This is a genomic window from Paenibacillus sp. Marseille-Q4541, assembly GCF_018310695.1.
Classification (GTDB): Bacteria; Bacillota; Bacilli; order Paenibacillales; family Paenibacillaceae; genus Paenibacillus.
The window spans coordinates 63,628-75,259 of the sequence record NZ_JAGXCY010000003.1 but is presented as its reverse complement, the minus strand read 5'-3'; the positions used below and the strand labels follow the sequence as shown (position 1 = coordinate 75,259).

Sequence of the window (11,632 nt, the reverse complement as noted above, 5' to 3'; positions counted from 1 at the left end):
GCATTTGAGATGTACGATAGCTGGAATAAGAAATCATTTTCTACAAATCAAAGACTAATAGCTGATTTTATCCAACGCAACGAACAACGTGTGCTTTATTTGACAGAACAGGAAATCGCAGATGAATTAGACATTAGTATTGCGTCCGTATCGAGGTTCTGGAGGGCAGTCGGGTATGTCAATGCGAAGCAGTTTAAAGCCAAGCTCCGTTTTCGGCTGGAATCAACACCCGCCATTAAGCTGCAAGAGACAATAAATCAAGTGGGGGATCTTTCTTTACCGGAGACTTTGCTTGCTACCTGTATGCAACATTTAGAGGAAACTTGCAAACGACTAACTCCGAGTCTATTAAGCGATGCTTCCTTGATGATCAGGCAAGCTAGACATGTATATATATTCAGTCCTGGACCTTGTATTTCTCTTGCTGATCTCTTCGCTTTTCGATTAAAACGGTTTGGCATTGAGATCCGGATCATGGCGGCCAGCGGACACGAACTATTAGAATCACTGATGCATACGAATCAGGAAGATGTGATCCTTATTTTCGGATTTGTTCATCTTCTTCCAGAAATTGAAGTCATCATGGATCATGCTCGAGAAGCCCATTACCGTGTAATCCTAATGACAGATCGCTTCATCTATCCCCGTTCGGATCATGCTGATATTGTGTTATACGCGGGCCGAGGTGAGGTTTGGGAGTTTCATTCTATGGTTGGCCCTATCTATGTAATCGAAAATTTGATTCTGAATATCGGACTTAGTATGCCAGAACAAAGTTTAGCGAAACTTACTCATCTTCAGCAAATGAGAGTTACTTATAGTACGAAACTACCTCGGTGACTCCATCAAAAGACAAACAGCCCTTTCTTCAGAGCTGTCACTCTCGTCTGGAAAAAATCATCATTTCAATAGACGTGTATAGACGACTAACCTTTTTTCGTGCTCTCCCTTTTTTCGGTTATAGATCCCTGTACAAGTGATCAAATTCAGCTGTTCTTTATCCGTATTGCCGAATATTTTCTCTAAAGGCGCTTCAGCTGTGAGGTAGCTTTCCACTGCAATGACACTGAAAACAAGATACTTCCCTTCTTTATCTGAAAGCACTACAGGATCTCCAGGCTTTACTTTTTTAAGTGGGTAAAAAATGGCCGGACCTTTATAGTTGTCTACATGCCCTGCCATAAGAGCGTTACCCGGTTGCCCTGGTAGTACACCTTCTACAAATACCCCTGCTACTTTACTAGATACAGGAACTTCCAACTGTCCATTCTCTAACAGTCCTACGGGTTCAACCGGCGCCTTAAGTCCAACGGATGGAATCCATAATTGATCAGGAATAATAAATTCATTCTTTTGTTCATCTAGAGCTTGTTCTTTAAGCTCTTCTTTTTGGTCTATTTCTTTAACCGGTAAGGGTTCATTAATGGAAGAAGAAGATTTCGGAGTGATGTTATTTATATTATGATCATTTGAATGCCCACAGGCTGTAAGCAACAGGAAAACAAGTGCTAACCCTATTAACGTTTGTTTTCTTTCCATGTTCATCGTCCTTTTCCAAAATTGAAAAGAGGAAATATCATTTCCTCTTTTCTTTATTTGGTACGTATTTATTCGCTTACGCCGCCATATCCGCTTTTCGGCAATGCATGTGGTTTTACACTTTTTGAATGCATTTTATGTTCTTTCGCTTTGTGCTCTTTAGCACGCATTTTGTGTTCTTTCGCTTTGTAATGATGTTCTTTTGCATGTATTTCGTGTTCAACTTTTTTGCTCTCCATCGGTGCTGCGGAAGCACCTGCGGTTGCTACGGATGCTGCAAAGATCATACTAGCTGCTACGGTAGAAATGACTGCTTTTTTCATTTCGATTCCTCCTAATTGTGTGGTTGATGTTCCCCGAGACTTAATATTTGCAGGTTTGACTGAAATATCAGTGGAAATTTATCCTAACCTTTTTTGGTAGGTAATTACCCAACCCATTGAAATGCAAAAAAGAACCGATCTCATGGAGAACAGTTCCTGCTATTCATGCAATTTACTTATTCGATTGTTTTTCAACATCTATCGTGTAGCAAATTAGTTAGCATCCCACAAAAATTTTGCGTATATATTGAAGTTGAAAAGTTCGTTTTTATATGCTCTTCAGCCGAGGAGATTATGTTAGCTCTCAAGTTTTTGTCAAACATTAAAGATAGAGCTTCTTGCGTAGCGTGGTTAATATCACCACGGTTGTAAAATTTCCCGGTTTGATTATGATGTATGAACCTCCTTACTCCGTCAGAATCCGTTGTCAAAACAGGACATCTGCAAAGCATGGCTTCAGCAACTGCATATCCGAATCCTTCCATAATCGAGGTTGAACATAAAAAACCGCCGGAATCTCCAATGATCGATAAATAATCAGCCATGAGTTCATGAGGGACATTTGAATGACTTATCAGTCTGTCTGACAGTTTCAGTGTATGCACCATAACTTCATATTCTGCCCTCTCAGCAGCTTCAAATAAGGTATCATCTTCAAATAACCATAGATACAAATGAGGATCATATTTTAATAATTGCGCCCCGATGTATAAGAACTCTTTCCAATTTTTGTTGATTACGATTCGGCCGATCCAGCCTATCACCCTGTATGATTTAGGAGGATACGATAAATAACCAAAACGCTCCGTATCCAAGGGATCGTCGAAACAAAACTGTTTTATTTCTGGAAAAGTATCTTGGAATAATTGTTTTAAATGAGATGTTTGCGGATATAATAAGGCATCTGCATGAGTACGTATATGTTCATCAAAAATTCCGAGTAATTCGTGCACTGTTTCAAGTGTACCCAGCCCCTGGACTTCAAAAATCAACTTCCCTCGGTACCCGAGTCCCCTTATTTTTTGAAGCAAATAGATATCGGTACAGATAATGATTACATCATAGTTCTCCCTTGCAAGAATACGGCGAATCTCCTCATCCTCGTTCGTGACAAATGTCGAAATCCCTTTGATATTCTTACGCCCTTCTCCATCAACACCATATAATAAGTGGCACTCATATCCTCTTTCTATAAGCGCCCTACTCCGAATTCGATTTAAAGTTTCCATCCCGCCGCTTGGATTAAAAAAAGTAAACAATATTTTCATTGGTCATCACTCATTCGTAATAATTGTTCCAAACTTTTGGTTCGAAACAATTCACTATAAATGTTGCTTTTCATTAAGGAAACGACTTCGAATCGATAGCCCACTTGGATATGATCCTCTGTAAAAAAATTAGAATACGCTCTTGAGTCTGCTTTTGATAATTCAGCAAGTAGTACATCCAAATCCGAAACGTCTGGAAACAATCTAAGATCCAGTACCATGGTATAAGGTGTTTGGATCATCTGCATTGCATTCATAAGCGCATTCTTTTCTTTTATATTGGGGAAACCTATGAAGTCAGTCGTTGGATGTGATATCGCCGATAACAGAGACCTGACACTTTGATCTGGTGTTAGATCCAATACGTAGCAATAGTAATTGCTAAAACTTTGTTCGTATAAATTTTCAATTCGTTTGATGATGAGGTCATTTGCCTCTCTCACGGGAAAAAGAATCGTAAATAACGGTTTTATATTTCTTCTCATTCGTGCTTGGTATCTCGCAAGATGGTACATATAGCGCCAATTACGATGCTGTTCACTCGATTGCAGCGTAGCAGAAACGCTGAATTCGGAATTCACACGATAATCCATAAGTTCAACAGGAATGTATCTTATTTCGCAATGTTCTGTAATCCGAAGCCAGTAATCATAATCTTCCACAGGAATCATATGATAACCGTCAATCATTTTTGCATATTTTGATTTATACATGAAGGAAACTCCGATGATGGATGAATCAAGCAATTTTTCTTTAGGTTTCGACTGATATTTCCGCAGTGCAGCCAATTGAAATTCATCGTATAAGGCTTTCCCTTCGTTATCCATCGATTGAAATGAACTATAAACCAACCCCAATTCATCAGCACCGTTCATTAGCGTATTCCGAAATGTTTCTAGGAAAGCGTGGTAATAAACGTTATCCGTGGATACCCAGGTCAAGTACTTGATGTCATTATCTTTATAAAGCTCCTCAAAACCTGTATTTAAAGCAAAAGCGACTCCCCGGTTCGTACTGTAAGATATAATTTCAACCCGTTCATCATTCAAAACAAGAGATTTAACAAGTGGTTCCATTTCCGGGGCACCGTCAATAATAACGATCAATTTAAAATCTCTAAAGGATTGGTTAAGTACGGACTCCATTGCTGCTTTTAGAAACTCAGTTTTTTGGATATATACAGGCATCACAACCCCTAAATCAGCCAAACTCATCACCTCTAGAATTTCAATTTGGTATTAGTGTATGACCTCATAATGGGTTGGCGTGTGCGACTATCTCGGTACAGGTTTTATTCATAAAAAAAAGCCCGCGTGAAAATCCAGGCTTTAGGAAAATATGACGCCACCAATTGTGATATTCTTGTTTACAGTTGAATTGACAGCCCAATTGTTGGAATAAGTTCGGAGTGTAATATACCTTGTTCGGTGACAAGATTTCCGAACTCATCCAGTCCGAAAGTGGACACAGCAACTTGCGTATTGGTAGCTGTAATGCTGTATTGCACTTCATAGGCAATATCGCCAGCGACAGAAAACTGACGAATATCAGAAGAGTTAGCAGTGACTGAATAACCTGAAACATACATCGGAGTAAGCGCTTGGTTAGACATAGGTACGACGAATACGACTACAACTATACTTGCTGTTGCACTCCCCAAATTACGAACACTAACAATTACATTGGAAGCTGCTGTACCGGTAGCTCTCGTATTCGTAATTAATCCTGTTGTAAAAGTCGGCATGTAAATTCCTCTCCTTTCTACTTTCTCTACTATATATATTCAAGTAGCAAAAGTAGTTTCGAGATATAAAATCCACTTGATCCGTGGAATTTTGGAAAAGACCACATTTTAGCAAGAGTCTTGTATTCAAAATATCTTTATATCAAATTGACAAGAAAAAGTGGGTATCCCGATAGTCTTAAATGACTAACGGAATACCCACTTTTCTTACTCTATGATACCCGTACGTATCATATCTATTTTAACGTGTCCGGTTAACATCGTATTAGGAAATATATCTCCCCATTGTTCAATTACTTGCTTACTGTTACGTACCTGACTGCGATATTTTTCTCCAAACCCTACACAATCTGAATTCACTTCACGAAGTTTATCCAGAAATTGCTGTAAGTCCTGTGTCAATTTGATGTCTAGTTGTTTCTCCAAAGCCTTTATTGCACCTGGCTCGTTAAACTTGTACCGCTCGGATACTTCTTCAATATTCACATCGATGTCAATTAAAGCGTCGAATTTTTTCAAATCAGGATCGGTCAACTTCACTTTTCCATCACTTTTAATCACCTTAATTACAATCTTAACTTCATCGCCTACATTCTCTACATAATGATCCATACCGCTTGCAATCATCTCTTCTTTTTTAATAATCGCTTCGTATATGAAAGGAGTATCTGTACCTCTAAGTGTCTTTAGAAAAAAACCTTCTCTGGGTTGTGCTTCTCCTACAATTTTATTATTATGTAATAATGCAAGAGATGTAAGTTTTATTTCTTCTTCTTCTCTTTTTAGAATAGGAATCGCCTGTTCTAATATATTTTTATCCCTTCCGAAAGTGAAATCATGTAATGTCATGGATGGGACCCAAGATAATTTTTCGTTTTGTTCCAATAAACTCCAGATATTCACCTTTATATTCTTATATGGATACGTTAGCAAATCTTGCGCAGTTCCGTCGACAATAGCAATTTTGATCATGTCCCCGAAAAAAGGATCCCGAGTAAGCACATCAATTTCATTTAACATATTTAATTTGAAATTATTTTTATTTAACAAGATTACGCGAGTTTGTCCCGTGGCTATTTCATTAGTCAACATCTGATTCATCTTTCTACGTCCAGATCTACTCGTCTCTGCTTCAACTGATATGGAATGATATGCATCTTTGTTATCCCGCGCTGATTCTATAAAAGCAGCGGTAACTTGATAATTATTATTCTCCTTCGCATCGTAACCTAATGCGAGTACAATAGATTGTTCCTCCAATATATTTGTTTTCAAGCAGCCACAAAGAAGGAAAAAGATAAGCAAAATAGGAAGAAGTCGTAATTTTTTCATTTTGTACCTCCTTCCTCTTTTAATTGTTTTCTCTGGCGTACTTTGAACACAATGGCGACAATGCAACTTAGCAAGATTGGATATAGATAGGCAAATATGGTACTTCCTATATCAGCCCATTTATTAAATTTTTCTATCTCAAAGTGTTTTTCTACAGTTACCGAGAATATGAATGACACAACTAAGACAAAAATTAGCGTTATCTTCGGATTCAAATTCCACATTCTCTTACAACCTCTCGTGATAACCCATGTAAATAATAAAATTCCCGCTAGAATTACTAGCATCCACAAGGAGATTACGATGAATTCTAATCGTTCCAAATAAGGGTATTTAACGATCTTAAGCATAATAATCGATGGCCAGATCGAACGTTGTAGCTGAGAAGGCGAGAAATACACAATCGAGATCATCATAATAAGAAGGTAAGCAATATTTGTGAAGGCAGCCCCGAGCTGAGAATGCAACATAACACGATTCTTATTTAATATAAATGGATAAACCAGCAAGATGATTTCAAACCCCGCTAGGCTGTAGCCCATTTTCATTGTACCTCTTAATATATCCCACGTACTGGTTTCCCATACTGGAAGCAGTTGAGTCCACACAGCATACTCCAATGCTGAGTAGCATAGTACAGACGTAGGTAGAATAACAAAAAAACCCAGCATACATATACCAATAATAACTCGAATTCCCCCATATGCAGCGTAAATAGCAAGTCCTGAAAGTAAGGCCATGACTAACCATAAAGGGATGTCCGGAAATATCCATGCTTGAATCACTTCAACGTAATTTCTCATGAACGTAGCTGTAATAAATAAATAGTACAACATATAGATGCAGTTCATCATTGTCCCTACATATTTACCGAATAGATCATGATGAATGCCGTACAAATCTGTAGATTCGTAGTTACCTAACATACGAATGATAAACCATATGGCCAGATGAGTAATTAAACCTGCAATGATGACAGATATCCATGCATCATGAGCGGCAGCTCCAAATATATCGCGTTGAAAACTAAAAATGCCTATCCCAATTTGAGCGGCACAAATAATATAGACAAGGAGATAGGCATGGAATTGAACATTCTTATTGGGAGTGTACGTGATCTTCATTACTCTACCTCACATTCATTCTTCGTCGGACTTTAATATTTTGAACAGCCGAGACTTCCAAGATAGGATATTACTTTGTGTAAGCTTGGTTTTATATTCATACAGGGCAGAATCTGTAATAAGTAACGTACTAATAATCTCTTTTGAATTCGGCGGATACAAAGGATATAGGAATGGCTTACCATAACTTGTCATTCGAAGTAGATGAATTAACAAGAACCCCGTGAAAAATGCGATACCGACGAATCCTAACATTCCGGCTGCAATCAGCATTGGAAATCGAATGATCCGGATTGAGGAGCCCATCATATAATTTGGCGTTGTGAATGAACCTAGTGCAGCAAATGCAACTAACATAATCAGAATGTTGCTGGTAAATCCGGCTTGCACGGCAGCTTGTCCAATGACAATACCGCCTACGATACCCATCGTTTGTCCTACTTTCGTAGGTAACCGTGCTCCGGCTTCCCTCAGAAGTTCAATGGAAATTTCCATCACGAGTGCTTCAATTAAGGGAGGAAACGGAACACGACTTCTGGTACTAAGGAGCGGCTCAAGCAAGGGAACCGGAATCACTTCATAATGGAACGTTAAGGCAGCCACATACATCGGGGTCAGAAATATAGTAATGAAAAGAGCTGCTGCACGTAAAATCCGATTAAACGTCCCGATACCCCAAGTAGAGTATCGATCCTCAACAGATTGAAAAAAATCAAAGAATGTACTGGGTCCAATGATAACCTGAGAATTCCCCTCTACCATGACAACAACCTTACCTTCAAGTATAGCTTGAGCAGTGCGGTCTGGACGCTCAGATAAACTCATTTCAGGAAAAAGGGCGTACTTATTATCTGTTAGAAGTTTAAGAAACAAGGGGCTCCCGATTAACCCTTTAATTTTCCTTTTTGAAATTCGCTTCCGAATGATATTAATAAAAGGATTGACATTCTCATCTTTCAAGTACAACATATTTGCTAACGTTTTTGTCTCCGAATCAAGCTGAATTTGCTCTTGGATAAAGTCGGGACTTGTAATATAGGAACGAAGTAAAGCTATATTTTGCTCCATTGATTCCGTAAAAGCTTCTAAGGGTCCATAAATGGTCGATTCAGTATCTGCATTTGAAGGTGAACGAGAAGGAATCTGAGCAATATTAACTCCTACCCCTCCACTATTGCCTTGCATAAGAACAAGAGCAAATCCACTAAGCAGTATTTCAATTGCATCCGAAAGGTTATCAAACTTTTTACAATCACCAATGGCAATCTGCTCGGACACCATATCTAAATTTTCAAATTGATCTTTTTCAAGTAAACGTCCTATTACATTAAAGTTGAGCTGCGCGTTATCAACCATTCCCGTCATATAACAAACAACGATCTGATCACCTATAGGTTTCGTGATTAGACCTTCGCTTTCATGTAAAAGGTTTTTAATTTGTGTCTCAACTTGCTTGCTATAATCTGACATAGTGGCTTTTATCCTTTTCCGTCATCAAATTACACCATAGTGTAAATCCTCCTCTATGGAGCATATATAATGTGTCCTAATTTCTTGGACTTCATCCATAATTTATTTATAGATACTAAATGCAAATAAGCGACCTCTCTCGGTACAATTCCGAGAAAAGGTCGCCAGTTAACCGACTTTATCTTTTGCTATTAGCTTAAAGGTTCTATGATAATGATAAACTTGAGACTTTTTCCTAAATATAACTCAACAATTGCTTGGCGTTACGTCTCATATCTGCTGGACGTTGTCTAAAGGCACAGTAGGCGATATGATCGAGACCGATGTGGATAAGGCAGCAGCGAAGACGCTCCTCCAGTTGCGGCGGCTGGCCACCGTGCTTATCCCAGTGGCGGTCTAAAATTACTTGCAAGTCAACTTTCTGCCAATCTGGATACCAGGACCACCAATAAATTAACCATGCGATGTCATAAAGAGGATCTCCATAGAACGCATTTCCCCAATCGATTATTCCAGTTAGCTTTCCTTGGTGCACCAGCACATTTCGGTTCAAAAGGTCGCTATGTATGATTCCTCTGTGCTCTGGAAGCTTTGTTACGAGCTGACGCAACCTTGCTACCCCATCATCGAAAATCTTTGCCTCCTGAGGCGAGGCGTTAAGTTGTTCACGCCAACCAGGTTGCCGATCCCTAGGTTCTGCGACTGAAAGAAGTTTGTCTCCCCAAGTTAGACCAGCTCCTTCTGGATGCCAGATGCCAACTACCTGTGTGTCTGAAAGATCAAGTTTCTGAAATTCATAAAGTGCATCAATCAATTGTGGCAGGACATGTTCTATCTCTGGTCCGCTAAGTTCATCAAGATGCTTTCCACGAACCCTCTCGGATATGGCGTAAAAGCCGTGTTCCGTCTCGCCAATCTCTGTCACTTTTGGAATCGGAACAATGTCCGATGAAAAAGCACCCATCACACAATCCTTCTTAAAATCGTCCACAAAAGAACCGAAGCGGATAACCATTTCTTTCTCGTCAAGCAAAAAGGAATAGGCTTGTGACCAATCACCAGCAGCGAGAGGTTCAAGATTCTGTGCACGTGCACCGTAATGAGTCTCTACAAAACGACTCACTTTTAGTTTGCAGTACTCCACCTAAGTTTCCTCCTCACAAAGTTAAAATTTCGTTCCTCTATAATTATAAGTCACTTTCTTTTGATGTTAGACTTCTATTTATTACTTGAGAAAATGCGGAATTTGGGTACGGGATAAAGTAACAAAGTTCGAATAGATTTTATTATTTTGAATTTTTCATATGCTGAAATATTATTTTATTAGTAGAAATGTTCATGAAATGAGAAGACAAAAAATAGGCAACCGCTCTCTCGTCAAATTTCGAGGAACGGTTACCTATTAAATACTCTCTATTTTTTTAATCCTGCTTCTAAAGCATCCCATATGGGGTTATCAACTTCAATATCTTCTCGATTGGGTAGCTTACCTTCTTCAAGAGCTTCCCAGTATTTCCACTTGGGCGGATCTACTCCTAATTGATAATCCATTCCTTCCCAAGTATCCTCACGAAATGCATAAAAAGCCCAATGCCAACCATATTCATCAAAAATGGAGATAAGGTCTGATAAATATTGATCTGCTCCTTTTACCATTCGATTGATTCCAAACTCCTCTGCAATGATTCGATTCGCAGGAATATCGTTCTCCTTTGCCCACTTGGCAACAGGTTCTAAAAATTGTTTCAATGCTGCTTTATCGAACGTTTTCTCCGTCTGATTTTCTCCAACTTTCACAATCCCAGGATACTCATAAGTAAATCCTTTTTTTCGATTTTGACTTGTCATTTCATAAGGCTCATACATATGGAAAGCATATAATACCTTTTCGTCATCAATTGGTTTCAAATACTCAAACGCCCATGGTGTTGCATATAAGCCTGAGTTAATCACGATCGGGGTATCTGTATCGACAGTTCGAATCGCTTTTACAATCGTATCATATAATTTATTTAAATCTGCTGCTGTATTTTCAATACCGCTATACCATTCACTATAATCCTCTGTCCAGAAATCATGAAATCCTGTAGCCGTTTCCGGATGAGGTTCATTCACTAGATTATAACCTACGACAGCGGGGTGATCTTTAAGCCGAGTTGCAAGATCCTTCCAGAACTGAGCTGATTGCTCATGGTAGCTCTCGTCTTGCCATATTCGATCATCGTTTTGATAGTTATTAAACTGTCTCCAGCGGTCCCCCGGAAGGCTTAGCATCGTAAGTACAACTTTCGATCCACGTTCATACGCAGCATCTAAGTCTTTTTTCAGTTCGTTAAAATCTTCTTCAACAATACCTTCATACTGATCTGCATTTCCAATTAAGAAATCTTTGGTTGGATTTGAATCGGGTTTGTCATTAAATAAAAAGTCCCGATCTTTCGCCCATTTATCTGGAGCTAAACGAATAAATTCAATATTTTCTTCATTTGCTGCCTCGTAATTTTCCGGAAGAGATTTGGAATTCATGAAGTTCGTTCCTTTTCTCTGTTCATCCCAAAATGCAATCTTACTATTACTTTCAGTACTGCTACTTTCTTCGCTTTTTACTCCTTCCTCTTTATCTACTTGCTTCTCATTATTTGATGAAGCACCACATCCTCCAACAAAAAATAGTGTGAACACTAGTAGCATCGAAAGCATTCCTTTACTGCTCTTCCTATTTATTTTTGATAACATTTTCTCACCTCGGGTGTATTATAGGAAACAAATGTTACATGAATGTCACAGAATGAATTTCGGTGAATTGTTGCTGACTTGATCGACATTTTTATA

At 38.7% G+C, this 11,632-nt stretch carries 11 protein-coding genes; 1 reads left to right on the top strand and 10 read right to left on the bottom strand.

Going from position 1 to position 11,632, the window contains the following annotated elements; translation table 11 throughout:
• The first annotated feature begins 9 nt into the window (after positions 1–9).
• Positions 10–840 carry a MurR/RpiR family transcriptional regulator gene (locus KFT32_RS05255; RefSeq protein WP_211746086.1) on the top strand — a complete coding sequence of 277 codons (831 nt, stop codon included), beginning with the start codon at positions 10–12 and terminating at the stop codon, positions 838–840.
• Between the two features lie 60 nt (positions 841–900).
• Here KFT32_RS05255 and KFT32_RS05250 read toward each other — a convergent pair whose 3' ends face one another.
• The 10 genes from KFT32_RS05250 to KFT32_RS05205 all read right to left on the bottom strand — a co-directional run bounded on the left by KFT32_RS05250 (position 901) and on the right by KFT32_RS05205 (position 11,536).
• Complete coding sequence (locus KFT32_RS05250; RefSeq protein WP_211746085.1) at positions 901–1,539, bottom strand: class F sortase; 639 nt, start codon at positions 1,537–1,539, stop codon at positions 901–903.
• Positions 1,540–1,607: 68 nt separating this feature from the next.
• Positions 1,608–1,862 (bottom strand): hypothetical protein, encoded by a 255-nt coding sequence (locus KFT32_RS05245; protein ID WP_211746084.1) that lies wholly within the window; start codon positions 1,860–1,862, stop codon positions 1,608–1,610.
• 191 nt (positions 1,863–2,053) lie between these two features.
• Positions 2,054–3,130, bottom strand: coding sequence for a glycosyltransferase family 4 protein (locus tag KFT32_RS05240; RefSeq protein ID WP_211746083.1), 1,077 nt, complete (start codon positions 3,128–3,130; stop codon positions 2,054–2,056).
• Entirely contained in the window at positions 3,127–4,338 is a 1,212-nt protein-coding gene (locus KFT32_RS05235; RefSeq protein WP_211746082.1) for a glycosyltransferase family 2 protein, read from the bottom strand. Before KFT32_RS05235 ends, KFT32_RS05240 begins: the two co-directional genes overlap by 4 nt.
• A 158-nt stretch (positions 4,339–4,496) precedes the next feature.
• Positions 4,497–4,874 (bottom strand): hypothetical protein, encoded by a 378-nt coding sequence (locus tag KFT32_RS05230; protein ID WP_211746081.1) that lies wholly within the window; start codon positions 4,872–4,874, stop codon positions 4,497–4,499.
• Positions 4,875–5,081: 207 nt separating this feature from the next.
• Positions 5,082–6,206: a Ger(x)C family spore germination protein gene (locus KFT32_RS05225; RefSeq protein ID WP_211746080.1), complete on the bottom strand. Its 1,125-nt coding sequence runs from the start codon at positions 6,204–6,206 to the stop codon at positions 5,082–5,084.
• A complete protein-coding gene (locus KFT32_RS05220; protein ID WP_211746079.1) occupies positions 6,203–7,330 on the bottom strand; it encodes a GerAB/ArcD/ProY family transporter in 1,128 nt (375 codons plus the stop codon). Before KFT32_RS05220 ends, KFT32_RS05225 begins: the two co-directional genes overlap by 4 nt.
• A gap of 15 nt (positions 7,331–7,345) precedes the next feature.
• Complete coding sequence (locus tag KFT32_RS05215) at positions 7,346–8,800, bottom strand: spore germination protein (protein WP_211746078.1); 1,455 nt, start codon at positions 8,798–8,800, stop codon at positions 7,346–7,348.
• A gap of 235 nt (positions 8,801–9,035) precedes the next feature.
• Entirely contained in the window at positions 9,036–9,944 is a 909-nt protein-coding gene (locus KFT32_RS05210; protein WP_211746077.1) for a phosphotransferase family protein, read from the bottom strand.
• A gap of 269 nt (positions 9,945–10,213) precedes the next feature.
• Positions 10,214–11,536: a glycoside hydrolase family 5 protein gene (locus tag KFT32_RS05205; RefSeq protein ID WP_481856304.1), complete on the bottom strand. Its 1,323-nt coding sequence runs from the start codon at positions 11,534–11,536 to the stop codon at positions 10,214–10,216.
• Positions 11,537–11,632: the final 96 nt, after the last annotated feature.